The following is a 24613-nucleotide window of genomic DNA, read 5'->3' on the forward strand; positions in this document are numbered from 1 at the left end:
TTGCGGGTCGGGTCGTAGTCGTCATGGTGCTGCTAGCGGTCGGCCGGGACGCGAACGATCCCTGAGTGACGGCCCGGGTGTGGACGAGTCACTGGCACGCTCCGCGTGATGTTCCGCCGAAGGCGACGGGTGCGACAGCCGACCGGCTGAGCAGCAGACTCAGTCGGTGCCGTCGAGAATGAGTCGGGCCGCCTCTTCCGGTGCGTCCCATTGTGGGAAGTGCCCGCACCGCTCGAACCAGTGCAGCACCGCGTCGGGATACAGCGCTTGCGCACGGGTGGCCTGCCTCGGCACGGTCACCAGGTCACGACGACCCCAACCGATCGTGACCCGGCCGGGCACGGTGCCCGCCGGGGCTCCCTGTTGCTTGGGCCCGTTCGTCAAGGCGTCCAGGGCGGCACCGGTCCCCGGGGAGTCGGCCAACCCACGCACGTCCGGCAACACGGTCTCGGCCGAGAGTGCCCAGGGTCGCGGCGACAACTGCGCGAGCAGCAGAGTCCGCCCCACCGGGCTGGCAAGCAGGGCCGGCAGCCTGCCTCGCAGGGCTCGGACCAGGGCGATCGACGGCCGCAGCGTGGCGCCGAAGACGACGAGCTCGCGGTCGCTCCAGAAGCCACCCGGGTCCAACGCCACGGTGTCGCCGCCGATGCCTCGGCGCGCGAGCTCGAGCACGATCCGGCCGCCCATCGACTGGCCCGCGGTCGAGACGCCGTCCAAGCCCTGTTCACGGATGAAGTCTGCGACGGAGTCGGTCAGGGTGGCGATCGAGACCTCGCCTGTCAACGGCGGCGTCTCGCCGAACCCCGGCAGGTCGACGGCGATGACCTCACGACTCTCAGCCAGCGCGTCGAGGACCGGGGACCACGATCGCCACCCAGCCCCCAGACCGTGCACCAGCAGCAGCGGACTTCCGCTGCCTCGTCTCACATGGTTCAGCGTCACTCCCGAAACGGTACACGCGGCATTCGGGCCGCTCGGGCCTCTCGGGGTGCCCGGACCGCTCGACCGCCAGATGCGTATCGGCCCGCTTGGCACTACGGGTCGAGACGTCATCTATCAGTGCAGCAGTCCCGACCGCCTTGCATGCTCAAGGCTCTTTCGCGTTCAGGCGCTGCCAGACTGGCTTCATGCGGGAGATCTATCTGGTGACACACCCTGAGGCGACCCACGTCGTCGAGGGATTGGTCGGCGGGTGGTACGACGCCGACCTCACCGCGAACGGAATCGAGCAAGCCGAACGGATCGCCACCTCCATCGCTGCCCGTACTCCTCACCGGGAAACAGCACTCACATCCTCAGACCTGCGGCGAACCCGTCGCACGGCCGAGGCAATAGCTGGCCGCCTCGACGTGGACCCCCTACTGGATCCTGGATTGCGGGAACAGTCCTACGGCGCCGCTGAGGGGCTGCCCGTCGGCACCATCGACTTCCTGCCACTGCCGGTGGCCGGCGACCGCATCCGACACCACGACGGGGTCACGGGATCTGAGACCAGACTCGACTTCGCCACCAGGGTCTACGCCGCCTTGGACCGTGTCATCGAGCGCGGCGCGGAGCACTCGGTGGTAGTGACCCACGGGGGCAGCGCAACATTCTTGATCGCGGCGTGGATCGGCATGCCCTTGGAGTCCCTCGGCTCGGTGAAGTTCAAGCTCTCCCCGGGAAGTATCAGCGTCCTGCGTCAACACGACCTGGCCAGCGACAGGCAGGTCGTATCGCTCAACGAGGTCGAGCACCTCAACTGACAGCCCTGCCACAACGGGCCCGTCAGTTGAGTCGAATCGCTTCTAGTCGGTTCGCCGGGCGTGCCAGTACGAGATGGGCTCGCGGAGCGTGCCACTACCGCATCAGGCCAGGGCGGCGCTCAGCGTCGCCACGTGTCTCTGTCCGGGCAATATGCTCGGTCTCATGAAGCTCTTTCGACGACGGGCCGCCGGGACATCGAAAAAAGCCGCATTGGCGGAGGCGCGAAGGGCCACCGGCAAAGCGCGTCGCGAGAACGAGAAGACCGAGCGCTATCGGGCCAACAAGCAGGGGGACCCCGCCCACCAGATGACCACGAACCAGTGGATCGGGGGCGGGAGCTAGGGCGTGCTGCACGACGTGGTGCCGGTCTGAGGAACCCGGATGAGGAACGCTGGCCACAGGTGAGCAGGGCGCTCGGAAGCTGAACGAGCCTCCGTCCCGCAGGGGTGTCGACAACGGACCGGTGGCCGTGGGCGGCACACAGTGGAGCGGTCGACGTCGAACAGCTCGGTGACCTCGGCGGTGCTGCACGCGCTGTGGCACGCGAGCAACTGCTCCGAGCTGACTGATGTCGACGATGCCCGGGCGGTCGGTCCTGCGAAGTACCGGTACTAAAGGACACTCGCAGACCGCCCTCGCGCACACCTAGCGTCGGTGTGGTGAGAGAGCGACCCACTCGGGGCCGGATCCTCACCGTCGAGAGGAAATCATCATGGCTTTCCGCGCCTACTCCCTGTCCAGCCGTCGAGGCCGCGGTCGCCGCGGTCGTCACGGTCGCACCGGCACGAGCACCCGCACCGGCGGCCACACGAGCGGTGGCACCAGCACCCGCACACGCACCGGTCACTGATCCTCCGACCAGGAGGTCAGACGGGCGGGGCGGGCCATCAGGCCCCTCCCGCCCGTCCGTGTTCCACGCCCCGTCCACCGGAGGACCGCATGACCAGCAACCTCCCGGCCCACGCGCCGGCCGCCCGGCTCCGGGAGATCGTGCACGAGTTCTGGCCCTACGCGGCCCCGCGCCGGGGTGCGATGGTGCTGGTTGCCGCGCTCTCTGTCGCGGGCCCGGTCTTCACCGTCGTGGAGATCTACCTCTTCAAGGTCGTCGTCGACGACATCCTCATCCCCCGCGACTTCGCCCTCTTCCCCGTCGTCGCGGCGACCTACCTCGGGCTCACGCTCGCGCAGGCCCTCGTCGGCGGGGCCGACCGGATGCTGTCGACCTGGCTGACCCAACGCTTCCTCGTCGATCTCCGCCAGGCGCTCCTGCGCCACCTGGGGAACCTGCCGCTCGACTTCTTCTCGCGCAGCCGGGTCGGTGACCTCCTGGCCCGGGTCTCGGGCGACGTCGCGGCCATCGAGGGGTTCCTCGTCTCCGGCAGCACGCGGACGCTCACCTATCTCGCAGAGCTGGTCCTCTTCACCGGCGCGCTGGTCTACCTGGATCCGACGCTGGCGCTGCTGTCCTTGGCGGCCGCACCGCTGTTCTGGCTGTCCTCCCGCTACTTCTCGCAACGGATGCGGGAGGTCTCCCGCGAGCGCCAGCGACGCTCGGGCTCGATCAGCACCTCCATCGAGCAGACCATCGGGATGATGCCGCTGGTCCAGGCCTACGACCGGGTCGACGACGAGGTGGACCGCTACGCCGTCCAGGCGGAGGCCAAGTACGACGCCGAGATGGCCTCGGCCCGGCTCCGGTCGCTCTACGCACCGACGGTCGACCTCGTCGAGCTCGTCGGCGCGCTCACCGTCATCGGCGCCGGGGCCTGGTTGCTCACCCAGGACCGGATGACGGTCGGCGAGCTGCTGGCCTTCCTGACGTACCTCAGCCGGCTGTTCGGTCCGATCCGCGGCCTCGGCAGCACCCTCACCTCCGCGTACTCCGCGGCGGCCGGCGCCGAGCGCGTGCTGGAGCTGCTCGGCGAGGTGCCCCTGCCCGCCGACAGGCCCGGCGCGCTGACCCTCGACCGCAGCCACGGCGACGTGGTCTTCCACACGGTCTCCTACACCTATCCGGGGGCGGTCCGGCCTGCCGTCACGGACATCTCGTTCCGGGTCTCCGCCGGCGAGCTGGTGGCGGTCGTCGGCGCCAGCGGAGCCGGCAAGTCCACCCTCGCCCGGCTCCTCACCCGCAGCGCCGACCCCACCGCGGGCGAGGTGCGGCTCGATGGGCACGACCTGCGCGACCTCACCCGGGCCAGCCTCCGGCGCCAGACGGCCGTGGTCCTGCAGGAGACCCTGCTCCGGGACGGCACGGTGCGGGAGAACATCGCCTTCGGCCTCAGCGGCGCCACCGACGCGGACGTGGAGCGCGCCGCCCGGTCTGCCGACGCGCACGACTTCGTCGTGCGGCTCCCGCTCGGCTACGACACCCCTGTGGGCGACCGGGGTCGGCGACTCTCCGGCGGCCAGGCCCAGCGGATCGCCATCGCCCGGGCCCTGCTCCGGGATGCGCCGGTGCTGCTGCTCGACGAACCGACCTCCGGTCTCGACGCCGGGAGCACCGACCGGGTCGTCGCCCCACTGCTGCGGCTGGCGGAGGGCCGGGCGACGCTGATGATCTCCCACAACCTCGCCACCACCCGGCACGCGTCGCGGATCCTGGTCCTCGACGAGGGACGCCTGGTCGAGGAGGGCACCCACCAGGACCTGCTGCGCGCAGGAGGGACGTACGCCGACCTGTGGCTGCTCGCCCACCCCGACGACCTGCGTGCCGACACGCGTCGTCCCGACGTGGTGCCGGCATGAGCACCACGGCCACCACGGCGGTCGAGCCACCGGTGCTGGAGCCCGGCGCCCAGCTCGCTCCCGGGCTGCAGGTGGTCGAGCTGCTGTCGCGTGGCGAGGCCCTCGACGTGTACGAGGCGTTCTCGGCCGACCTGTTGTGCAGCGTCATCGCCAAGACGGTGCGGCCGGACCGGGCCGACGTGGAACGGGTGCGGGACCGGTTGCTCCTCGAGGGCGAGCTGCTGCAGCGTTTCGCCCACCCCCACCTTCCACGTTCCTTCGCCACGATCACGGGCAGGGTCCCGGTCGTGGTGCTCGAGACCATCGCCGGACCCACGCTCGAGGAGATCATCGACTCCCGACCCCGCCGACTGCCCGCGACTGATCTCGCCCACCTCGGCCGCCAGCTCTGCTCGGCCACGCACTACCTGCACCGGCAGGGCTACCTCCACCTCGACATCCGGCCGGCCAACGTCGTGGCCCGCGACGGCGTCGCGGTGCTGATCGACCTGAGCATCGCCCGCCCGCCCGGCCCCGTGCGACGCGGTCTGGGCTCTCGGGAGTACCTCGCCCCCGAGCAGGCCCTCGGCCTGCTCGTGAGCGCGGCCACCGACGTCTGGGGCATCGGCGCCACGCTGTTCGAGGCAGCGACCGGCGCGGCACCCTTCGCACCTCTTGACGCTTCCGAGGAGGAATTGAGCGCAGCGGGGGTGTACCTGCAGAGCGTGCGCCCAGCACCGGCGCCATCCCGGCTCGGACGCCGCCTGCCGGCCGGCATGGTCACCTTGATCGCCGACTGCCTGTCGCCTGACCCGGAGCAACGGCCGAGCGTGCTCGCCGTGCACGATCGGCTGGGCACGTTCACCGCCGGACTCGCGATCTGATGAGGCCACCGGCTCGCATGCGTGGGACACACGATGGTTTCGCTGGCCGGACCTCCGGCTACCCGCCGACGAAGACGACGCGCGAGAGCGCTGGGCTAGGCACGGCGCCGAACCGAGGGTGAACGAGTGGACGTCGCCTGCGGCGGCGGACGCGGCACGACGGGCGCTGCCCCCGCCTGTCTCGCCGTGCTGGACGGCGTACCCGTCAATGAGGCGGTCGCCTTTGTTCGAGAGCACGACGACAAGCGGGACGCCGTACGCCACCTCGGGCGTTGAGACTCGGTCAGCTCGGAACCGACGGACGCCCGATGCACCTACCGTCGAGCCGAGCCGCCGGCGATGGTGTGACGTCGCAGCTCAGTTGAGCCGGGAGTACTGCACCGACAGGGCGGTGGCGACGCTGAGCCACACGGCGTACGGCGCCAGGGCCACCCCCGCCCAGGGCAGCGAGCGAACGACGAGCGCCACCAGCACCCAGGTGAGGACCACCGCCACGGCGAGCGCGACCGTGGCGGCGCCGATCCGGTGCGGGACGTAGAAGAGCCACGCCCAGGCCAGCGCGGCGGCCGCGGAGGCCGCAAGCACGAGCGTCGCGGGCCACACGCCGGTCGACGCGGCGGAGCGGGTGAACCACGCGCCCACCCCCAGCAGTGCCAGGAAGTTCAGCGGCCACACGACCCCGAAGACCACGTCAGGCGGCTGGAACGACGGCTTCACGAGCCGGGCGTACCAGCCCGGGTCGTGCGCCGTCCAGACGCTCGACAGAGCGGCGTACAGCAGCACCACCGCGACCCAGGCGAACGTGGCCAACCATCCGCCGGGGCCCGACGCGGTCATGCCTGGTCTGCAGCCAGTCGAGCGCGCAGCAGGTCGCCGAGCCGCGTGACCGAGCCCTCCAGCGCGTCGAGCTCGGCGCCGAAGACCAGCGGCCGCAGGCCGGCGGCGGTCCGGGCCAGGACCGCCGGGGCACCGCACGCGGCAACCGCCTGGCGCACGTCCGGCGGCATCTCATCGAGGTGGAGCAGGTCTACGGGCATCCCCAGGTCGGCGACCATGCGGTCCCACTCGGGCCTGCGCCGCACGCGCCCGTGGGTGATGTCGCACAGGGCGCAGTGGCGGGTCCCGCGCAGCTTTCCCCAGACGTACGCGGCCTCGCCGAACAGACCGCCGTCGGCGTCGTAGACCCCGACGAGACGGGTGACGGACCGGTCGCTCACGTGGTTCTCCTGACGGGTCGTGCGGCGGTTCGGTCCGAGGCTAACCCTCCTGCCGTCGCTCCATGTCTGGTGCGTGGATCGGAACTACTCCAGCAGCTCGTAGGTCGGGCGGCGGGGCGCCGGTCCTGCCGCAGACCAGTTGGCTCGCAGAGCGTGCCAGTAAGGGATCGGCTCGCGGAGCCCGCCAACAGCCGATCCCAATCTGGACACCTGCCGAGGTGGCCAGGGTCAGAGCAGCTCGTCGGCGTACTGGTTGACCGCTCGCTCGTAGGTGTTGCACAGGGGTGCCAGTGCCCGAAGGGCAACCCGCAGCGCCTCGTCCGGTCGGCCGCAGTCGCGCAACGCCAAGGCCAGGAAGGCGTCTGTCGCCGGCCCGTTCACAGGATCGCCGGGAAGATCTGTCAGCAGATCGACGGCTTCCTCTGCGTTGCCGGTGTTGCGCAGAGAACTCGCCAGCTGAATCACCGCTTGCGGCTCCCGGCTTCCCGCGACGCCAGCATCGAGCGCAGCGCGATAGAGCGGCACGGCATCGGTCTCCCGGCCGACGAAGTCGTAGGCCGAAGCGAGTTCGAAGAGGGCGCTGGGGTCACCCTCGCCGCGCTCGTCCGCAAGGTCGCGGATCGCCGCGAGAAGCGCCTTCGCAGAGAACTCGTCGGCCGAGCTCCATACTTCGGCTACTCGCACGTCCCACGCCTCTGTCATGGCCGGAGTCTGCCAAGAGCTCTCAGTCCGTGACGGCCACGACCAGCCAGACGCCCTTCCGGCCACAGCAGCGGCGCCGGGTCCGGAACCCGTCGGCCCGATCGGCGAAGGGAGCGGTCCGGTACAGGATCGGCCACCGTCACGCCACGCGTTGACCGGCGACAGTTCGCGATGACGCCGACCACGAGCTGAGGCGGGTCCAAGAAAGCACGCTCATCGCACAGGGTCCCGTTCGTGGTGGCTCGCGTTTGGCACGCCTCTCATCTGAGCGACATGTCTCCGAAAGCGCCCGTCGTCGAATGTCTGATCGTCGTGGACATGCAGAGGGCCTTTCTCGAGGGCGCAAACGCCTCACCGCAAATTCCGCAACTATTGCCTGCGGTGCTTCAGCAGCTCTCCGCCGCGAGGCAGGCCGATGCGTTGGTCGTTCAACTGCAGAACGACGGCGCTCTCGACGCGCCCGACGAGCCAGGGTCATGGGGCTGGCAGCTGTCGCTTGAGTCGGCGTCGACTGACGTGGTGATCCGGAAGAGCGAGGACAGCGGCTTCGTCGGTACGAACCTCCACCTGCTCCTCCAGGAGCGGCGGGTCGCCGCGTTGTCCGTCTGCGGGGTCATGTCCGAGATGTGCGTCGCTGCGACCGCCAGGGACGCGATGCGGTTGGGGTACGAGGTGGTGTTGGCGCACGACAGTCATGGGACCTACCCGGTCCCTCCGTACGCGTTGGGGGAATCCGTGGTCTGCGCCGAGGACGCCGCACGAGCTGCTGAGTGGTCACTTGGCGACGGCATCACGATCCCGGCCCACGGCGCAGACGTCCGTTTCCTGGCACCAACAACGAGCGACAACTGAGCCGGGACGCTCTGACCGTCTCAATTCACCGCGAGCCGACCGGCTTGTGGAGCGTGCCAGTACGGGATCGTTGTGTGGGACGACCCGTGCGCATCGCGGCAGATCCGGGCGCTCACCCCGGCAACGAGTCAGCGATGGCGGTTCAGGTGGACTTCAAGGCCCCACGCAACGCCGTGCTGGCTGTCGGTCTCGCCATCGGCTCAGAATCCGTCGTCGTGGCCCCGATCGTCGCAATGGCCGCTGCAACCCCCATCGTGCTGCTGACTCTCCTTATCAGACTTGCAGTAGGTATTGCTGCCGAGCAGCAGCGCGAAGCTTGTCCGTTCGCTCGACCACGCCTCCTGAGGGACATTTCTTCATCGATCCCGCACTGGCCCCTCCACGCGAGGATCAGCACGCGGAAGGTTCTAGCGGACCGACCTGCGGGTCCGACGTGTCTAAGGTTTGCCATGAGCACACTTGAAGCACATTGGTCTGTCAGGCAGAACGAGGTTCCTGTCGCTGTTGACCTGGGCGGCATCATCGCGCGATCAGGTGGAAGCGCTGCCTGGGTGAGTCACGTCCAACTTTTCTCGGTCGGGGTTCAGTTCGAGGTTTCTGTGATTGGCCGAGCAGGTCGGAACGGCCATCCGGCCCCACCGCCGGTCGACATGAGTGGCTGGATGGAAGAGGACCCGAACGCGAAGGTCTGGGTTACATCGGACGGAGTACGCCTTCCGACGGTCCCGCTAGAACGAAGTTGGCCTGATGAGGCCGAACCGGCGCTTTTCGCCGTAGGTGGTAGTCATTCGGCCCGGTTGTCCAACACGCCTTGGTGGCTACCCCTGATCCCTAGAGAGTCGCTAGTGATCAGTTTCTCCTCAACGCTCGTCGGACTTGAGGGGAGTCTGAGTATTGGCACCGCGGGTTGGCCCGCCCGGTCACGGGAGGTTCTGACTCCGTGATGTCTTGGCGCCGCACCGCCGACGCGTCCTCCGTCCTGTCTTCACAGCGGGTTCCCACTGCCCATTCATGGGCGTGCCCGCCGACGAAGGGCTCATCGGGGCCACCGGTGAGATCCGGACCCGCGCGATCTTGCGGACCGATCGGGCGGCGCCCCTCGGTATGTGATGGCCTGTCCGAAGCCTGGACGGGCAGCGCTTAGCGGTGCCCCCATTTGCGTCGCGTCCTGGGCCGGGCGTACACGCCCAGGCGTGGCAGATGCACTCCGACCCTCAGGCCACCAGCCCTTGCCCCATCCCTCGGTAGGACGGCCCGGTGGCCGATCGTCACGCGGAGCGTAACCACAGCGGGCCCGACATACGAGACGGGTTGTGAGTTCGCCTCTTGGTGCGACGCGTTCAGTTGCGGGCGTCGTCCACGGCCTGTTGCCGCACCACGAGCAGGGTGGCGCGGAGGCTCTTGAGATCGGTTGAGCCGAGCGCGAGGCGGACGGCCTGTGGAGTGTGGGCGGTCGTGGTGAACGGTGCGGCGGTGCTGACGGAGATCTGCTGTCGGGCCAGCGCCGCTGTGAGGCGGTCGGCGCGGGAGCTCTCGGCCAGCGGGAGCCAGGCGAAGTACGACGACGGGTGGGCCACGAGCGTGAGCCCGTCCAGCGCGTCGCGCGCCAGGACCTGCCGCGTCGATGCGTCTGCGCGCTTGTCCTCCTCGAGGCGGTCGACGGTTCCGTCGTCCATCCATCGGCAGGCGATCGCCGTGGTGAGGGCGGGGGTATTCCACGTCGTCGCTCGGATCGCGCGCTCGAGGTCTGGCACGAGGGCCGGTGGCGCGACGAGGTACCCGACGCGCAACCCGGTCGCGACATTCTTGGACAGGCCCGACACGTGGACGGTCACGTCGGGGGACGTCTCGACGAGCGCCGGTGGCGGGTCCTCGACGAGATAGGCATACGAGGCGTCCTCGATGATCACGGCACCACATCGGCGGGCGAGCCGGGCGAGCCGGTCTCTGTCGCTGGTGGGCGTGACCCAGCCGAGCGGGTTGTGCAAGGTGGGCATCGTGTAGATCGCGCGAACCTGGCGCGTCGCGCACAGTCGCTCGAGAGCGTCGAGGTCGGGGCCGTCCGCGGTTCCCGGGACGGGTGCGAGTTCGAGCTTGAATGCCTGGGCGAGCACCTTGAACCCCGGGTAGGTGAGGGCGTCGACGGCGACGACGTCTCCTGCGTTGAGCGTCGCCATCACCGTGACGGCCAGGCCGTGCTGTGCGCCACTGACCATGAGCACCCTCTCGGCGTCGGCGTCGATGCCGCGACGTCGTAGGTATCGCACGACTGAGGCGCGGTCCTGGGGTCGTCCGCGGTGCGGCTGGTAGTGCAGCAGGGCGTTCAGGTCGCCGGAGGTCGCCAGCTCGCGGAGTGCGACGCGGAGCTGGTCGGTCTGGCCGGGCAGTGCGGGGTAGTTGAAGTTCAGGTCGACCGCTTCGGTGGCCACGGCTTGCTGGTCGATGCCGTGGCTTGCGGGGACCGCGAGCTCACGCACGAACGTGCCCCTGCCCTGCTCGCGGCTCACCAGCCCCATCGACTCCAGCTCGGCGTACACCCGGGTGGCCGTCACCACCGCGATGCCTTCTCGGTCCGCCAGTGACCGGTGGGTCGGAAGGCGGACACCACCGGCCAGACGCCCGGCCCTGATCTCGGACGCGAACGCATCGACCAGGGACTTGTACTTCAAGACGGGCACCGCGCCAGTGTATGCATGACAATTCTTTGACTGTTCTGGACTTGGCTTCCTACGGTTCGACTTCACTCATCTAGGAGGCCCACCGTGCACATCGCCATCCTCACCTTCGAGGGATACAACGAGCTCGACTCCATCATCGCCCTCGGCGTGCTGAACCGGATCAAGGGCGACGACTGGCAGGTCACCATCGCCACCCCCACGCCGAAGGTGACGTCGATGAACGGCGTCGTCATCGAACAGATGACGACACTTGAGGAGGCGTGCGACGCCGACGCGGTCATTGTCGGTAGTGGCATCGCGACCCGTGAGGTTGTCGAGGACCCGGCCATCATGGGCGTCCTGCGACGCCTCGACCCATCGCGTCAGCTGGTAGCCGTTCAGTGCTCTGGCGCACTCGTGCTGGCTCGCCTCGGTCTCCTCGCGGACGTCCCGGCCTGCACTGACCTCACCACCAAACCGTGGGTCGTCGCCGCAGGAGTGGACGTCCTCGACCAGCCGTTCTTCGCCAGGGACAACGTCGCCACCGCCGGCGGTTGCCTGGCCTCGCCCTACCTCGCCGCCTGGATGATCACCCGGCTGGTGGGAGCCGAGGCCGCCGAGGACGCCCTCCAGTACGTCGCGCCAGTCGGCGAGAAGCGTGAGTACATCGACCGCGCGTGGCGCAACGTCAGCCCCTATCTCCCGGCACCTGCTCCGGCGCTCATCTGAGTCGCAGTCAGCTCCACGGACTGCTCCTGCCCAGCAAGGTGGGGACGGCACCGACATGGAGGACTGTCACGCAGGCGGAACCCTCCCGGGCGAGTTACGTACGGTGGTCGGGCCCGCCTGCTGTGGTCCCACTGGCCGATCGGCTCGCGGAACAGCCCCGGTCCGACGCTGACACTCGTCGCCACCGGCCCGGCGGCCGGTGGCCGGTGGCCGGTGACCGGTGGTCGGTGGTCGGTGGTCGGTGGTCGGGCATCATGTCGTGATGAAGCACACGGATGGTCGAACGACGCTGCCGCGCCGAGTCGATGGTCTGCCGCACGTCGTCATCGGACCGCTTCTGCTGGCGGCATCGACGGTCCTCGAGCGCTTGATCGGGGTGTCGAGAACCACCCTGACCACGAGCAAAGGTTCTTGCTTCTTCCCGAGGGCTCAGTGGCGCTGACGCGATGCGCCGGCTCAAGGTGGGCAATCGCGCGGGACTCGTCGCGCGCTGCTACAGCCTCGGCCTATTGGACCCAGCCACCTGGCCGCCCCGGCAACTCCCTGCTGTTTGTTCTGGGTTGGGTGTAAGGACCGAACCGGTCGTGGACGTATGAGGTATGTGAGGACCAACGCGCAGGGACGAGATGGCGAAGCCTTCGCCCAGTTCTACCGTCAGCACTACGGACACGTCACGGCCTACGTTCGCCGACGGTCCCAGGGTGACACCGACGCAATCACGTCCGCGGTCTTCACGATCGCCTGGCAGAAGTACGACTGCGCTCTGCGGGACGGACTGCCCTGGCTGTACCGCACCGCACAGCTCGAACTTCGTAACTCCCGGCGTTCTGACTCGCGCCGAGAGGCACGCGAAGAGCGTGACGCACGCGTGGGCGCCGGGCGTCTCGATGAAGTCGCAGACTCCGTGACTCAACAGCTGTGGGCTCGACGCCTACTTGAGCAACTCTCCGACACAGATCAAGAAGTCCTGATGTTGCTCTACTGGGAAGACCTGGACCACACCTCTGCGGCCAAAGCTCTGGGTTGCAGCGTTGGCGCATTCGCCGTGAGAGCGCACCGCGCTAGAGGAAAGTTCGCACGGCTTGTACGCGCGGACAGCGCCCACGGGACCCACCCAATCCAGACACCCCACACGATCCCGAGTGAGGAAGTTCAGTCATGCGCCACGACACCCCCAGCCAACTGATCGCTGCCGCGAACCCGGTCAACGTGAGCGCGGACGCTGCAAATTCGCCTGAGGCACGCGCCGCTCTTCAGCGCATCCTGCTGGATCCAGCAGCGGCCACGGTGGAGCCGCCCCACCGCCGCCGCTGGACCTACGTCGTGGCTGGCCTAGCAACTGCCGCCTCAGTAATGGTGGCCCTGCCGCTGTTTGGTGGGAGCAATGCACCCGTGTTCGCCGCAACCCCTCCACTGCTGTCTGCTTCGCACACCCCCACCCCCACTGGAGCCACCGCCACGCTGCGCTCGCTAGCCGAGACGGTGTCTGCGTTGCCCGACGACGTCGGCTCAGGAAGCGTGGCCCAGGTCTCCATGCAGTCCTGGAGTCTGTTCACCCGCATCGACGGCTCCGAAGTGCAGTCCGAGGTCGTACCGCAGGCGGAAACTATTCGTACCCAGCCCGACGGCACCACTTCGGTCCTGACGGAGTACGTCTATCAAGGAGAGGCATACGAAGAGAACTTCTCGACCCGTGATGAGCTCAACTACCCCATTACGGGCCTGTCCAGTGACGACAACGAGCTCGCCCGTCAACTAGCCATTGGCCAGCCGGCAGCGAACGGAACAGCAGGGAGCTTCGACTCCATCGTCCAGGCTTACCGCCAGGCCCCAATCGAGCCGGCTACCCGTGCAGCAATCCTCAGATTCGTCGCGTCCCGTGCAGGAGTGGAAACCATCGGGACGGTCAAGGACCGCCTCGGTCGTGAGGGGGTGGGATTCACTGTCGACTCTTCCTACAGCGGCCTTCCCACCCGTTACACGCTGATCTTCGACACCCAAGATGGACGACTGCTCGGGTACGAGGAAATGCTGACCTCTGACGCCGGGAAGCTGAACGTCCGCACTCCGGCAGTTATCCAGTACATCGCCTTCGAGAAGTCCGAATTTGTCGAATGACGCGCGATTGGCCCGTCGCTCAGAAGAGACTGGCCCTGGGGAATCGTTGGCGGTGTCAACGTGCCCGTGCAGCCCCGCCCAACCGCTGAGCTGGCCGACCGGTGCCGGAGCATGACGAACACCGCAGAAGGATCGCCTAGTGGGTCAGATGGGGCGCTCGATGCGAGACCTCTTGGACCGCTGGACGCATCGGGTATTCAGGCTGGGACTGGAGAGCCTTGCGAGCCACGGTAGGAACCCCCGTGCGCCTCCGCAACCATAGTTAACGACTTCTCTCGGCGGCGAAAGTCTGGGTCGGGCATGAGCTCGGGGTAGACGACGTAGAGCCGCCATCGGCTCTTTCCATCCGCGGGGCTGAACAGGGTGTCCAGTGCGCTGGCGAAGAGTTCGTCTTGACACGCCCGCGCAGCAGCCTCGGTTGGGAAGTCCAGCGCGTGCGTCGTCGTCAGCGACGATGGGCCAGGTTCAGTTTCGTACTCACCCAGCGAGTACCTGAGCCGGTCAATGAGCTCACTCATAGCGAGCGTGAGGCGTCCTACCGAGGGCGGGGTGACGTCAGCCGTTGCTGATTCGAGTAGCCCTGATCTGACGAATCGTTGGACGTACTTCGTTGCGAGATGGTCTTCGACGGCGCCGGCCAACAGTTCACCGTCCAGAATCGCAAGGACGCCGATGACGGCGTTGATGTCGTCGTCACGTACCTGACTCCTGGGCCGTCGGTCGTCATTCATTTGAGGAGGGTGACACACGCGAAGAAGCGCGGGCCCACGCCTGTCGGCGCCAGAGCGAGCCCAGCCTCCAGAGCTGGCTCGCCCAGTCCCGGATGCCGTTCCTCTGCCGAGACGAGACCAGATCGCTCACCGAGTTAGGCGACGGTCTTCGTGGCACGCTCGACCTCTGACCGGACGCGAACTGTTCCGAATTTGAAGCACCACTGCGCCGTTCGACAGGCATTGCCTAGTCTCGGGTCGTGTCGAACGTCCGCGCTGTCCTTCTCGATGTCTTCGACACCGTGCTCACGGTCGATTTCGACGCCGTGCTCGACGGATTGGCTGCGGCGTCTGGGTTGACGAGAAGCGATTGGAGCGAATGGGGCAGCGCTCACGGTCACGAGATCATGACCGGCGTCGTCACTCCTTACGAGGCGTTCACAGCCACCTTCCGGCTCGCGGGGAAGCCGCCCAGCGATGTCGAGTCACTCGTCCAACGAGACGCTGAGCTCCTCCGCGAGCACGCCACCTTGTATCCCGATGTCATTCCCTTCATGGAAGAGGCGCGCAGGCGCGGGATGGTGCTCGCGTTCGTGAGTAACTGCGCACCAAACGCAGGTCCACTGCTTCAAGCTTTGGGACTTGTAGCGAGAGCAGAGCACGTAGTTCTTTCGTGCAAGGTCGGCTCAGCAAAGCCCGACCCGGGCATCTACCGTTCAGCACTCGCTGCCCTGCGCGTGGACGCGAACGAGGCCGTGTTTGTGGACGACCAGGTGGCCTATTGCTCGGGTGCCGAGGCTATCGGGATTACCGCCGTGCGGATCGACCGCCGTGGTGGCAGCAGTGATTCCGCGCGTTCGTTGACCGACGTCTTGCCGATGCTCGACGACCGGACTTAACAGGAACCACCCGGCTGCAATTGAGAGCGCCTCGCCGGACCCGTGGATCGCGTGTGGCCAGACACCGATCGGCTCGCGGAGCGTGCCATAGCGGGATCGACGATTGGACCGCTTCCTCAGCTGATTGCCTACGAGGGGCACCTGAGTGCGTCTGAGTCCAACTCACATGGGCCGCGGGATACAGGCAATGGCGGAGTCCCTCAGCCAACCTTCCACTCTTCAGAAAGAACGGCATACACCAAGGTGTCGGTCCATTCGTCTTTGCTCCACCAGTCTTGGCGGAGGTGCGCTTCTTTCGTCATCCCCAGTCGCTCGCACAGTCGTGCCGAGGCCGTGTTGCGAGCGTCCATCTGCGCCTTGACCCGGTGCAGCTCGTAGTGTCCGAAGGCGAGGTCCAGCAGTGCCGACGCAGCTTCCGTTGCGAAGCCCCGCCCGGCGTACCGGGGGTGGAAACACCACCCGATCTCGCCCATCGAGGCCCGCTCGCCTAGCAACTCCAGCACCACGTCGCCGACGACCCGTCCGTCGTTCTCCACCACGAGGGCCAACGTGTCACCGGGCTGCGTGGGATGGGTCCGCTGGCGGCGTCTCTCTACGGCCTGCTGAGCATCCTCGAAGCCGAATGGCTCGGTCAATAGGAAGCGCGACACCGCCGGGTTACGGTAGTAGTCGAGCGTGGGTTCTACGTCGGTGGTCGTATAGGGGCGCAGCACCAGTCGGTCGGTGCGCAGCGGAAGGGCCAGCGAGGCTCTCATGCGGTCACCATGGCAAACACGGTCTCACTCCTGCCAACGCGGTGCAGTGAGGTCGTGTACCTGGCCGCTAGAGCGTGGTCCCGACCGCGAGCGCAGGCGGTCGAGTATCTAAACTCGTTCGTCCGCTGGAGGAGGAACCACTATCGGCGTCACTCCCCCCTGTCGGCAGCAAAGCCAGTCGCCGTCCCACGAGCCGATCGGCGCCCGGCGAGCCCGTGTGGCAGGTTGCGAACGGTCCGCCCGCGAGTGGAACCCGGACGGGCCAGCCCCGACGCGGGCAGGTCGCTATGTTTGCTTGACCCAGACAGGCGTCAACGCGGTGACATGCGGCGGGCCGGACAGCAGTGGCTCGACCTCGCGCAGGTAGCCAGCGTAGGCCTCAGTCTCCAGGAAGCGCCGCGACGACTCGATGCTCTCGTACACCTGGAAGGCGCTGATCGCGTCAGGATCGTGGGCGTCGAAGCAGTAGAAGTAGGCGAGGTGTCCGGGGTTGGCGTCGACGGCGGGCGCCATGTGGGCCTCCCAGATTTCGCGAACGTCGTGCCTGAGGCCGGGTCGGGTCTGGTGCCGGATGATCAATGCGAACTGGGTCATTGCGCGATGCTGTCACCAGCCACCGACACAGGTCCGGCGCCGGCGTCGGACCTGGGTCCCGGCAGCCCACACAGACTTCGTACCACTGGTCGCCCCCGCAAGCCCACCCTGGATCGCAGGGTCCGCGGCTCATCGACGGCAATCACCTGATGGTCGCCTCGACGGGATCCCGGAGTTTGCCAGTGACCGATCGGCCCGCGGAGCGGGCCAGTACGGGATGGTCGGGCGGGACGCGCTCCAGTCCGGGATGGCCCCTGGTTTCAGGGTTGCTCGCTACGGCTGCGGCTCGGTACCGATGCTGTCGACCCAGTTCAGCTGGGCACGAAGAGTCGCGCGCGCTCGGGAGTAGCGGCTGCGGATGGTTCCGGCGGGCTTGCCGATGATGCGCGCGACATCTTCCTGGGAGAATCCCTCCCAGTGAATGAGGCGAATGATCTCGCGATCCAGTGGAACGAGACGTTCGAGTGCTGTGTACAGCGCCTCGTGCGCACTAGGGGAAGGTGCAAGGCTCTCAGCAGCGAGTTCGTCCCGGAGCTTGTCGACCAGAGCAGTGCGCCGCCGCCCTGCCCGACGACTCGTCGCCAGAGTCTTTCGCGCGACCCCGAAGGCCCAGAGACGCGCTTCAGGGGTGTCGCTTGGAACGGCCTCAGGTCGGCGTGCGACCACCAACAGCGTGTCGCTGAGGAGGTCCGCTGCATCTTCCCGAACATCCACGCGCCGCAGAAAGTAGTTGAGAAGGTCAGGAGCTAGGTCTGCGACAATCCGCTCGATGACAGCCGCGCTCGGGCCGGTCAACGCTGACCCTCGGGGTACTCGCACCGAGTCGTGGCGCCCTCGATACTCGCAGTGTCGTCGTCAGCGCGCAGTTCCAGACTGGGAACTGATTCGAGGGCATCGGCATAGACGGCCTCGGTGACCTGCTCCGACCAGAGCGGCTCGGGCCCGATCTGCGTCCTGCGGTTCGCAGCGGGGAGCCCGTCGTAAATCCGCTGCCCGAATCCTTTCCACTTCGGGCTGCTGCTCATCGCATTGAGGGCGTCGCGCTGTGTCTGACTGACATTCGTGAACTCCAGATAGAGAGCGCAATCGAGAACCGTTCCCTTCTCGGTCGTGTAATCGACCGAGATTGGCTCCGAGACGCGCTCGACTCCAGGCTCGGTCCCCACGAATGGAGGAATAGACAGCTGATAGGCGCCATACGTGGTCGCCGCGGAAAGGGCGAGAGCACCGATGCTGACTGGAACGACCACACCTCGACGCATCCAGCGACGCGATTGCTTGGGCTTCTCGATCCCCTGGTCGACTGCCTCAGCCGCAATGAGTCGGGCCAGTGCGGCCGAGGGTGCTGTCGCGTCCCTCCGCACATCCGCCAGTAGATGGTCCAGCTCGTGCTCGTTCATTGAGACTCCATTCGCAGGTCGACCATCCTTCAACCCGTACATGGCCCGCACGGTTCCAAGTGCTGCACCGGTACCCCGACTCGTGTTCGCGAACGCTCGACAGCGGCTATCCGTGAATGCCTACCGAGCCGACAGGCGGCGCGTCGGGAAAGGCCCGGTCGCAAGCATCCCGTTCCGTCTCCGTCCCGCAAGCGGAACCGCCTGAGGGACGTCCGCAGGCAGTACGTGGCACCCCGAGAACGAGCGTCCCGGATGACCTGTCCGGAGGGATGACCGGTGAGGGGAGGTTGACGGGGACGACGCACGTGCCGGCCGGCCGGCCGGCCGAGAAGCGCGATCATGCCCCTCGTCCACCCGGCTGGCTCGGGATGAGGTGCGCACGCTCGGCCCGGTACGCAAGGGAAGTGGCGTCGGCCGCCCCACGGCGCCGTGCCCCATAGACAGCGCTCCTCCTCGGAGCCCCACTCAGTTGATGATCTCGCCGCCCTGACGCTCGATCTCCGCGAGCCGGTCCCGCCACGCTTGCAGCGCCTCGGGTGTCAACCGTGGCCAGTCGAGCACCTCGCGGACGACCCGGATCGGCTCGGTGCTTCGGTAGGACCGGGTGGGGTTGCCGGGGAACTTCTTGTCGGTCACGTTCGGGTCGTCCTCGAGCTCCCCGGTCGGCTCGACCTCGTACACGCGCGGCTCGCAGTCGCCCGACGCGAGCTCGGCGGCGAGACCGGCGCCGGCCACCTGTGCGGTGAAGTAGACGTGGTTCATCACGATCCCGGGCCGGTAGTTGGACCGGAAGCCGGCCGTGAGGAGGCCGCCGACCTGCAGGTCGGCCTTCGTACCGACCTGCGCCTGGTCCTCACCTGATCCGCTCGGCCCCCGCCTCACTCCGTCGCGGCCACGTCGACCACCAGCCGGGGCGGTGAGGTGAGGGTGAAGACCCGGAAGGGGGCGCGGTCGCCGTCGATCCCGGCGAGGACCTGGGTGAAGCCCTCGAAGGTGCCCGCCACGTACACGCCGTCGACGACGTCACCGTCCAGCGGGGAGAGCCGCCGGGGGCCGTCGTAGTAGTCGGGGGCGGGCGCGGTGGTGCCGCCTGCCCGAGGATCGCCCCCAGGCGCACTGCCTCGTGCTCGATCTCCTCGACCGGCGGCGGGCTCTCCTCGAGCCAGGTCACCGCGAGGTCGTCGCTGCGGCGGGCCCACGTCCCGCGCACCACTCCCCCGACGACGACCGGGTTCGCCTTGTGGAAGAACGGCCCCTCGTCCAGCACCTCGCTCACCGTCGCACCCTAGGGCGACGCGTTCCCGGCCGGCCAGTGCGGTGACGTAGCTCCCCCGGAGGCGTGCGTCATGCCGGAGATCGTTCGCGAAGGCAACGGAAGGGGCAGACCGGGCGTCCTACCTGGGTGACGACCAACATGGCCCAGGATCCGACGCGGTACGCCGTGCGTAGCGCGGTGACGGCGCTGGTGTGCACGGTCGCCGCAGCCGCGTTCGCCGCGGGCTGCGGCAGCCGACCCGCAACCGGCCCGGCGACGCCCACGCCGTCCGACGAGGGGTCGACGACCGCGGACACCGCGGACAGCGCAGACGGCCCTCCGGCGTTCGGCCGCAGCACGGGCCGTCGTACGAGCGACCCGTCCCGCAACGCCCTCCTCGTGCTGACGGACGTCCGCACCGGGGAGGCCGGGCGTTTCGACCGGGTCGTGCTGGAGTTCAGCGGCAGGGGGACGCCCGGCTACGTCGTCAACTACGTCGACCGGGCCGTCGTCGACGGCAGCGGGACGGTCGTCGATCTCGGAGGTGGCCCGGTCCTGGACGTCTACGCCTCCCAGTCGTCGGCGGTGAGCCGGTAGTGGTCGACCCAGCTCGTCCGCTCCCACTGCCTGCCCGCCGCGCGCAGCGCCAGGTAGACGCCGGCGTCCTCCGGGGCGAGGTAGTGCACCGCCCCGCGGAAGGCGAACGCCTTGACCACCGCGCCGGTGTTCAGCGCGGCGGCGAGCTCCCCCGGCTCCGACGCGGCGCGGCGGGTGCGCACCATCAGCTCGGCGGCGGTCTCGTCCATCGACAGCACCGCGCCGAGGCGGCGTACGACACCGCCGACCGGCTCCGTGCCGACCGGGTCGAGCAGGTGGCGGTCCAGGCGCCAGGCGAGGGCCTGGGGCCAGGTGAGGGACGCCTCGGTGCCCCTCGTCAGAGCCACCTCAACGCCGCCGCGTGGTCGGGGTGTGCGGGCCAGGACCGGTCCGGCTCGTCGTTCCAGTCGCCACCGAGGCGGGCCAGCGCGGCGCCCTGGGACTGCTGGAGGGTCTGAGGGAACTTGGTCCCGCGGTGCCGGTCGAAGTGGTAGGCCGAGGTGTCGTCCAGCTCGGTGAGGGCCAACCCGTCGGGCTCGATCCCGAATCCGAGCACGATGACGTCGGCCGCCGTGCCGGCCGTCGTGAAACCGGCCCAGGCCCCGGCGAACCGGAAGACCGAGGCAGGCACGGCTTCGTCGTCGATGGTCCAGGTCGTCCGCGGCCACTCGTCGTGTCGACGTGCCTGGCGCCTGCCCTGCTCGGTGATGCGGTCGCGGTAGTCGTCCGGGCTCACCAGGGGCGCGGGCATGGTGACGTCGGTCAAGGCGAACATCGCGTGGTCGGCTGCGTCAGCGGGCACCGCGACACGGTCGATCTCCAGCTCGTCGTAGCGGTCCTTGCGCAGGGAGGTGATCCGCACCCACGGACGCTCGGGGTCCCTTCCGCGAGTCCACCCGTGCTGGAGCTGCACGCCGGTCGCTGGATGACCGAGGCGGCCGTCCAGCGTCGCGAGCCACCGGGGCGCGTCCCACTCCCCCGCGAGTCCGTACGGGGTGAAGGTGAGTGCCGGCCAGCCGTAGCCCATGCGGCCGATCCTGGCACGGGTGCCGCGCGGCCTGCCCGGGTCGACCTGACCGTTTCACGCACCAGGTGCGTGAAAGGGCCAGGTCGACGTGCGATCTGCGTCTACCCGAGCCGCGCCAGCACGCGCGCGATCAGGTCGGTGGTCGACACACCCTCGGTCCGCGGCACGAGCCGCAGCCGGCCGTCGTCCACCGCCTCCCCGTAGACGTCGACCGCCACGTCGGGGTCGAGGTCGTCGCCGTGCACGACAAGCTCGAGGTCGTGCGTGGCGAGGAAGTCCAGGCTCGGGCGCAGCGGCGCGTCGGAGATCACCTCATCCACGTACCGGCAGGCTTCGACCACGGCGACGCGCTCGGCCAGGGACATGATCGGCGTCCGCTTGTACTCGGCCGCCGACTCGTCGGACAGCACGCCCACCACCACCTGGTCGCCGAGCTCCCGAGCGGCCCGGAGCAGCGCGATGTGGCCGGGGTGGAACAGGTCCCCGACCATGTCGACGTAGACACGAGATGCTCGGACCATCCGACTCCCCCTGACCGCTCGACGTGCTCGGTGCCTCCAGCCTAGGACCCGATCCGGGCCCAGGCGCCGTACAGCGGGTCGCCGCCCCCGCGCGGAGGGGTCCGCAGCGCGGTCCTCACCCCGTCGAACCCGGCCTGCTCGAGGTAGGCCCGGACGATCGCGACCCGTCCGTCGTCGTCGGTGGAGAGCCACCCGCGGACCGCCTTGGTCGGGAAGCACCGGTTGCTGAAGGTGAGGACGACGACCCCACCGGGGCGCAGCACCCGCCTGACCTCGCGCAGCACCGCGACCGGACGCGTGAGGTAGTCGACCGACACGCAGCAGGTCACCGCGTCGAACGAGGCCTCCTCGAACGGCAGCCGTGGGTCGACGTTGAGGTCCTGGACGACGACCTGCTCCGCCATCGGGTTCGCCCGCAGCTCGACGTCGTTCATCCCGAGCACGACGAGCCCACCGGCCGGTTCCCCGGACAGGTGGGACACCCAGGACGACATCAGGTCCAGGACCCTGCCGTCCGGCACCCCGAGCTCGTTGTACAGCGCGCTCACCGCGGCGATCGCGGCGTCGTCGAGATGGGTCACCAGGCGCGGCGGGACGTAGAACTCCGCGTCGTCAGCGCTGTCCTGCCGGTCGAAGAATCCCGGCGGCCACTCGTCGTCTGTCATGACCCGATCATGCCCCGGCCGGCAGGACGCTCAGGCCGCCCTCTCGACGGCCACCTCCGCGGCCTCGCCGAGCGCCCCGCGTACGACGTCGCGGACGTCGCCGACCACGTGCACCGTGAGCGCGGCGAGGACCTCCTCGGGCACGTCGTCCAGGTCGGGCTCGTTGCGCAGCGGGACGAACACCTCGGTCAGCCCGGCGCGCTGGGCGGCGAGCAGCTTCTGCTTCAGCCCGCCGATCGGCAGCACCCGCCCGTTGAGGGTCACCTCGCCGGTCATCCCGACCTCCGAGCGCACCGGGCGCCCGGTGGCCAGCGACGTCAGCGCGGCGACCATCGTGATCCCGGCCGACGGGCCGTCCTTGGGCACCGCCCCGGCCGGTACGTGCAGGTGCACCGCGCGGTCGAAGAAGGCCGGGTCGACGCCGAGCTCGCCGGCGTGCGCCTTGACGTACGTGAGCGCGATCTGGGCGGACTCCTTCATCACCTCGCCCAGCTGGCCGGTGAGGGTCAGCCCGGGCGCGCCGCCGGGGCGTACCTCGTGGGCGGAGGCCTCGATGAAGAGCACGTCGCCCCCGAGCCCCGTCACGGCCAGGCCGGTCGCGACGCCGGGGACCGACGTCCGCTCCGCCACCTCGGGCGTGAACCGCGGGCGGCCGACCAGGTCCTTCAGGTCGGCGACGTCGACGTGCACCGGTCCGCTGGCCTGCCGGGTCGCCAGGCGGGTGGCCGCCTTGCGCAGCAGCCGGGCGAGCAGGCGCTCCATCTGGCGTACGCCCGCCTCGCGGGTGTGGCTGGCGGCGAGCTCGTGCAGCGCCTCGTCGGTGACCGTGACCTCCTCGGGCGTCATCGCGGTGCGCTCGAGCTGCCGGGGCAGCAGGTAGTCGCGGGCGATGGCCACCTTGTCGTCCTCGGTGTAGCCGTCGAGGGTGATCAGCTCCATCCGGTCCAGCAGGGCCTGCGGGATCTGCTCGACCACGTTGGCGGTGGCCAGGAAGAGCACGTCGGAGAGGTCCAGGTCGAGCTCGAGGTAGTGGTCGCGGAAGGTGTGGTTCTGCGCCGGGTCGAGCACCTCGAGCAGGGCGGCCGCGGGGTCGCCGCGGTGGTCCGCGCCGACCTTGTCGACCTCGTCGAGCAGGACGACCGGGTTCATCGAGCCGGCCTCCTTCACGGCGCGGACGATGCGACCGGGCAGGGCGCCGACGTACGTCCGCCGGTGGCCGCGGATCTCGGCCTCGTCGCGGACCCCGCCGAGCGAGACCCGGACGAACTCACGGCCCAGGGCGCGGGCGACGGACTCGCCCAGCGACGTCTTGCCGACGCCGGGAGGTCCCGCAAGCAGCATCACGGCGCCGGAGCCGCGACCGCCGACGACCTGCAGGCCGCGCTCGGCGCGACGGGCGCGGACGGCGAGGTACTCGGTGATCCGGTCCTTGACCTCCTCGAGGCCGTGGTGGTCGGCGTCGAGCACGGCGCGGGCCGCGGCGACGTCGGTGGTGTCGTCGGTGCGCACCGACCAGGGCAGGTCGAGGACCGTGTCGAGCCAGGTCCGCAGGTAGGACGTCTCCGGGCTCTGGTCGCTGGCCCGCTCGAGCTTGTCGACCTCGCGCAGCATCGACTCGCGCACGGCGTCGGGCACCGCGGCGGCCTCGACCCGGGCGCGGTAGTCGTCGGCGCCCTCGGGCTCGCCCTCACCGAGCTCCTTGCGGATCGCGGCGAGCTGCTGGCGCAGCAGGAACTCGCGCTGGCTCTTCTCCATGCCCTCGGCGACGTCGTGGCCGATCTTGTCGGTCAGCTCCATCTCGGCGAGGTGCTCGCGGGTCCAGCCGACGACCAGCTCGAGGCGGGCGGCGACCTGCGGGGTCTCGAGCAGCTCGCGCTTGCGCTCGTCGGAGAGGTACGGCGCGTAGCCGGCGAGGTCGGCCAGGGCACCGGGGTCGGTGACCCGCTGGACCTGGTCGATGACCTGCCAGGCCTCGCGGCGCTGCAGGGTGGCGACGACGAGGCGCTTGTACTCCTCGGCGAGCTCCTGGACCCGCTGGTCGTTCCTGGCGTCCGCGTCGGTCGCGACCGGCTCGACCTCGACCCACAGCGCCGCGCCGGGGCCGGTCACGCCGGAGCCGATCCGGGCCCGCTGGTCGGCCTTGAGGATGGCGGCCTCGGTGCCGCCCTGCACGCGACCGACGCGCTCGACGGTCGCCACGGCGCCGTACGCCGCGTAGCGGTCGTCCAGCCGCGGAGCGACCAGCAGCCGGCCGTCGCTGCCCGAGCGCGCGGCGTCGACCGTGGCGCGGGCCGCGTCGTCGAGCTCGATCGAGACGACCATGCCGGGCAGCACGACGAGGTCGGGGACGAAGAGGACCGGCAGCTTCTGGACGGGAGCGTCGGCGGGGGTGACGGGGTCGGACATGGATCCTCCAGGGACGGTGCGGGCGCACGTTGAGTGCGATCGACTCAACCTCGGGGGCGGCGTCGTGCTTCCGGTGTTCACCGTGGGCGAACCCGGGGGGTGGATCCGGGGTCCCTCCGGCGTGCGTCCCGGGGGCTGTCGGCGGAGCCGTC

Annotated in this window: 27 protein-coding genes; 10 read left to right on the top strand and 17 right to left on the bottom strand. The window is 69.0% G+C overall.

The window, feature by feature from the left end:
- Nucleotides 1-159 precede the first annotated feature (159 nt).
- Nucleotides 160-942, bottom strand: coding sequence for an alpha/beta fold hydrolase (locus GV155_RS10685; protein WP_160007805.1), 783 nt, complete (start codon nucleotides 940-942; stop codon nucleotides 160-162).
- 185 nt (nucleotides 943-1127) lie between these two features.
- Between GV155_RS10685 and GV155_RS10690 the strand changes: the two genes are divergently transcribed.
- From GV155_RS10690 to GV155_RS10705, 4 genes are all read left to right on the top strand, one after another.
- Entirely contained in the window at nucleotides 1128-1745 is a 618-nt protein-coding gene (locus GV155_RS10690; protein ID WP_160007807.1) for a histidine phosphatase family protein, read from the top strand.
- Between the two features lie 163 nt (nucleotides 1746-1908).
- On the top strand, nucleotides 1909-2088 hold the full coding sequence (locus GV155_RS10695; protein WP_160007809.1) for a hypothetical protein: 180 nt from the start codon (nucleotides 1909-1911) through the stop codon (nucleotides 2086-2088).
- Between the two features lie 597 nt (nucleotides 2089-2685).
- Nucleotides 2686-4494 (top strand): ABC transporter ATP-binding protein, encoded by a 1809-nt coding sequence (locus GV155_RS10700; protein ID WP_160007811.1) that lies wholly within the window; start codon nucleotides 2686-2688, stop codon nucleotides 4492-4494.
- Nucleotides 4491-5357 (top strand): serine/threonine-protein kinase, encoded by an 867-nt coding sequence (locus tag GV155_RS10705; protein WP_160007813.1) that lies wholly within the window; start codon nucleotides 4491-4493, stop codon nucleotides 5355-5357. Before GV155_RS10700 ends, GV155_RS10705 begins: the two co-directional genes overlap by 4 nt.
- A gap of 357 nt (nucleotides 5358-5714) precedes the next feature.
- On the opposite strand, the gene GV155_RS10710 is transcribed toward GV155_RS10705, so the two are convergent.
- The 3 genes from GV155_RS10710 to GV155_RS10720 form a co-directional block, all read right to left on the bottom strand.
- Entirely contained in the window at nucleotides 5715-6194 is a 480-nt protein-coding gene (locus tag GV155_RS10710) for a TspO/MBR family protein (protein WP_160007815.1), read from the bottom strand.
- Entirely contained in the window at nucleotides 6191-6574 is a 384-nt protein-coding gene (locus tag GV155_RS10715; RefSeq protein ID WP_160007817.1) for a hypothetical protein, read from the bottom strand. The genes GV155_RS10710 and GV155_RS10715 overlap by 4 nt, the downstream gene beginning before the upstream one ends.
- 228 nt (nucleotides 6575-6802) lie before the next feature.
- Nucleotides 6803-7276 carry a tetratricopeptide repeat protein gene (locus GV155_RS10720; protein ID WP_160007819.1) on the bottom strand — a complete coding sequence of 158 codons (474 nt, stop codon included), beginning with the start codon at nucleotides 7274-7276 and terminating at the stop codon, nucleotides 6803-6805.
- A 273-nt stretch (nucleotides 7277-7549) separates the two neighbouring features.
- On the opposite strand from GV155_RS10720, the gene GV155_RS10725 reads away from it, so the two are divergent.
- Complete coding sequence (locus tag GV155_RS10725) at nucleotides 7550-8128, top strand: isochorismatase family protein (RefSeq protein WP_160007821.1); 579 nt, start codon at nucleotides 7550-7552, stop codon at nucleotides 8126-8128.
- A 1340-nt stretch (nucleotides 8129-9468) separates the two neighbouring features.
- Here the strand turns inward: GV155_RS10725 and GV155_RS10730 are convergent.
- Nucleotides 9469-10872, bottom strand: a complete 1404-nt coding sequence (locus tag GV155_RS10730; RefSeq protein ID WP_201300140.1) for an aminotransferase-like domain-containing protein — start codon at nucleotides 10870-10872, stop codon at nucleotides 9469-9471.
- Nucleotides 10873-10890: 18 nt separating this feature from the next.
- Here GV155_RS10730 and GV155_RS10735 point away from each other — a divergent pair, with 18 nt between their 5' ends.
- The 3 genes from GV155_RS10735 (at nucleotide 10891) to GV155_RS10745 (ending at nucleotide 13632) form a co-directional block, all read left to right on the top strand.
- Nucleotides 10891-11514 carry a DJ-1/PfpI family protein gene (locus GV155_RS10735; RefSeq protein ID WP_160007823.1) on the top strand — a complete coding sequence of 208 codons (624 nt, stop codon included), beginning with the start codon at nucleotides 10891-10893 and terminating at the stop codon, nucleotides 11512-11514.
- 592 nt (nucleotides 11515-12106) lie between these two features.
- Entirely contained in the window at nucleotides 12107-12700 is a 594-nt protein-coding gene (locus GV155_RS21125; RefSeq protein ID WP_442938838.1) for an RNA polymerase sigma factor, read from the top strand.
- Entirely contained in the window at nucleotides 12673-13632 is a 960-nt protein-coding gene (locus GV155_RS10745) for a CU044_5270 family protein (RefSeq protein ID WP_160007827.1), read from the top strand. Before GV155_RS21125 ends, GV155_RS10745 begins: the two co-directional genes overlap by 28 nt.
- A gap of 197 nt (nucleotides 13633-13829) precedes the next feature.
- Here GV155_RS10745 and GV155_RS10750 read toward each other — a convergent pair whose 3' ends face one another.
- Nucleotides 13830-14363, bottom strand: coding sequence for a hypothetical protein (locus GV155_RS10750; protein WP_160007829.1), 534 nt, complete (start codon nucleotides 14361-14363; stop codon nucleotides 13830-13832).
- 239 nt (nucleotides 14364-14602) lie between these two features.
- Between GV155_RS10750 and GV155_RS10755 the strand changes: the two genes are divergently transcribed.
- On the top strand, nucleotides 14603-15241 hold the full coding sequence (locus GV155_RS10755) for an HAD family hydrolase (protein WP_160007831.1): 639 nt from the start codon (nucleotides 14603-14605) through the stop codon (nucleotides 15239-15241).
- A gap of 200 nt (nucleotides 15242-15441) precedes the next feature.
- On the opposite strand, the gene GV155_RS10760 is transcribed toward GV155_RS10755, so the two are convergent.
- The 6 genes from GV155_RS10760 to GV155_RS21130 form a co-directional block, all read right to left on the bottom strand.
- Nucleotides 15442-15996, bottom strand: coding sequence for a GNAT family N-acetyltransferase (locus tag GV155_RS10760; RefSeq protein WP_160007833.1), 555 nt, complete (start codon nucleotides 15994-15996; stop codon nucleotides 15442-15444).
- 285 nt (nucleotides 15997-16281) lie between these two features.
- Entirely contained in the window at nucleotides 16282-16590 is a 309-nt protein-coding gene (locus GV155_RS10765; protein WP_160007835.1) for a putative quinol monooxygenase, read from the bottom strand.
- A gap of 273 nt (nucleotides 16591-16863) precedes the next feature.
- The gene (locus GV155_RS10770; protein WP_160007837.1) at nucleotides 16864-17385 is read right to left on the bottom strand and encodes an RNA polymerase sigma factor; all 522 of its coding nucleotides are present in this window, start codon (nucleotides 17383-17385) and stop codon (nucleotides 16864-16866) included.
- Nucleotides 17382-17990: a hypothetical protein gene (locus GV155_RS10775; protein WP_160007839.1), complete on the bottom strand. Its 609-nt coding sequence runs from the start codon at nucleotides 17988-17990 to the stop codon at nucleotides 17382-17384. Before GV155_RS10775 ends, GV155_RS10770 begins: the two co-directional genes overlap by 4 nt.
- 465 nt (nucleotides 17991-18455) lie before the next feature.
- Entirely contained in the window at nucleotides 18456-18872 is a 417-nt protein-coding gene (gene arr / locus GV155_RS10780) for an NAD(+)--rifampin ADP-ribosyltransferase (RefSeq protein WP_160007841.1), read from the bottom strand.
- The gene (locus GV155_RS21130; protein ID WP_442938839.1) at nucleotides 18869-19189 is read right to left on the bottom strand and encodes an AMIN-like domain-containing (lipo)protein; all 321 of its coding nucleotides are present in this window, start codon (nucleotides 19187-19189) and stop codon (nucleotides 18869-18871) included. The genes arr and GV155_RS21130 overlap by 4 nt, the downstream gene beginning before the upstream one ends.
- Before the next feature lie 242 nt (nucleotides 19190-19431).
- Here GV155_RS21130 and GV155_RS10785 point away from each other — a divergent pair, with 242 nt between their 5' ends.
- Nucleotides 19432-19842, top strand: coding sequence for an AMIN-like domain-containing (lipo)protein (locus tag GV155_RS10785; RefSeq protein ID WP_160007843.1), 411 nt, complete (start codon nucleotides 19432-19434; stop codon nucleotides 19840-19842).
- On the opposite strand, the gene GV155_RS10790 is transcribed toward GV155_RS10785, so the two are convergent.
- From GV155_RS10790 to lon, 5 genes are all read right to left on the bottom strand, one after another.
- Nucleotides 19809-20189 (bottom strand): DNA glycosylase AlkZ-like family protein, encoded by a 381-nt coding sequence (locus GV155_RS10790; RefSeq protein ID WP_236554256.1) that lies wholly within the window; start codon nucleotides 20187-20189, stop codon nucleotides 19809-19811. The genes GV155_RS10785 and GV155_RS10790 overlap by 34 nt on opposite strands.
- A complete protein-coding gene (locus GV155_RS10795; protein ID WP_160007845.1) occupies nucleotides 20180-20869 on the bottom strand; it encodes a hypothetical protein in 690 nt (229 codons plus the stop codon). Before GV155_RS10795 ends, GV155_RS10790 begins: the two co-directional genes overlap by 10 nt.
- A gap of 101 nt (nucleotides 20870-20970) precedes the next feature.
- Complete coding sequence (locus tag GV155_RS10800) at nucleotides 20971-21390, bottom strand: adenylyltransferase/cytidyltransferase family protein (RefSeq protein ID WP_160007847.1); 420 nt, start codon at nucleotides 21388-21390, stop codon at nucleotides 20971-20973.
- Between the two features lie 41 nt (nucleotides 21391-21431).
- Nucleotides 21432-22055 carry a methyltransferase domain-containing protein gene (locus GV155_RS10805; RefSeq protein ID WP_160007849.1) on the bottom strand — a complete coding sequence of 208 codons (624 nt, stop codon included), beginning with the start codon at nucleotides 22053-22055 and terminating at the stop codon, nucleotides 21432-21434.
- 30 nt (nucleotides 22056-22085) lie between these two features.
- Nucleotides 22086-24461 (bottom strand): endopeptidase La, encoded by a 2376-nt coding sequence (gene lon / locus GV155_RS10810; protein WP_160007851.1) that lies wholly within the window; start codon nucleotides 24459-24461, stop codon nucleotides 22086-22088.
- Nucleotides 24462-24613 lie beyond the last annotated feature (152 nt).

The organism is Nocardioides sp. AX2bis (genome assembly GCF_902506435.1).
GTDB lineage: Bacteria > Actinomycetota > Actinomycetes > Propionibacteriales > Nocardioidaceae > Nocardioides.

Excerpts from the sequence above, each read along its gene's own strand:
- GV155_RS10760 (WP_160007833.1), bottom strand. The coding sequence starts at position 15,996 with ATGAGAGCCTCGCTGGCCCTTCCGCTGCGCACCGACCGACTGGTGCTG.
- GV155_RS10690 (WP_160007807.1), top strand. The coding sequence starts at position 1,128 with ATGCGGGAGATCTATCTGGTGACACACCCTGAGGCGACCCACGTCGTC.
- GV155_RS10745 (WP_160007827.1), top strand. The coding sequence starts at position 12,673 with ATGCGCCACGACACCCCCAGCCAACTGATCGCTGCCGCGAACCCGGTC.
- GV155_RS10800 (WP_160007847.1), bottom strand. The coding sequence starts at position 21,390 with ATGGTCCGAGCATCTCGTGTCTACGTCGACATGGTCGGGGACCTGTTC.
- GV155_RS21125 (WP_442938838.1), top strand. The coding sequence starts at position 12,107 with ATGAGGTATGTGAGGACCAACGCGCAGGGACGAGATGGCGAAGCCTTC.
- GV155_RS10695 (WP_160007809.1), top strand. The coding sequence starts at position 1,909 with ATGAAGCTCTTTCGACGACGGGCCGCCGGGACATCGAAAAAAGCCGCA.
- GV155_RS10705 (WP_160007813.1), top strand. The coding sequence starts at position 4,491 with ATGAGCACCACGGCCACCACGGCGGTCGAGCCACCGGTGCTGGAGCCC.
- GV155_RS10710 (WP_160007815.1), bottom strand. The coding sequence starts at position 6,194 with ATGACCGCGTCGGGCCCCGGCGGATGGTTGGCCACGTTCGCCTGGGTC.
- GV155_RS10720 (WP_160007819.1), bottom strand. The coding sequence starts at position 7,276 with ATGACAGAGGCGTGGGACGTGCGAGTAGCCGAAGTATGGAGCTCGGCC.
- GV155_RS10725 (WP_160007821.1), top strand. The coding sequence starts at position 7,550 with ATGTCTCCGAAAGCGCCCGTCGTCGAATGTCTGATCGTCGTGGACATG.
- GV155_RS10765 (WP_160007835.1), bottom strand. The coding sequence starts at position 16,590 with ATGACCCAGTTCGCATTGATCATCCGGCACCAGACCCGACCCGGCCTC.
- GV155_RS10775 (WP_160007839.1), bottom strand. The coding sequence starts at position 17,990 with ATGAACGAGCACGAGCTGGACCATCTACTGGCGGATGTGCGGAGGGAC.
- lon (WP_160007851.1), bottom strand. The coding sequence starts at position 24,461 with ATGTCCGACCCCGTCACCCCCGCCGACGCTCCCGTCCAGAAGCTGCCG.
- GV155_RS10750 (WP_160007829.1), bottom strand. The coding sequence starts at position 14,363 with ATGAATGACGACCGACGGCCCAGGAGTCAGGTACGTGACGACGACATC.
- GV155_RS10700 (WP_160007811.1), top strand. The coding sequence starts at position 2,686 with ATGACCAGCAACCTCCCGGCCCACGCGCCGGCCGCCCGGCTCCGGGAG.
- GV155_RS10805 (WP_160007849.1), bottom strand. The coding sequence starts at position 22,055 with ATGACAGACGACGAGTGGCCGCCGGGATTCTTCGACCGGCAGGACAGC.
- GV155_RS10795 (WP_160007845.1), bottom strand. The coding sequence starts at position 20,869 with ATGGGCTACGGCTGGCCGGCACTCACCTTCACCCCGTACGGACTCGCG.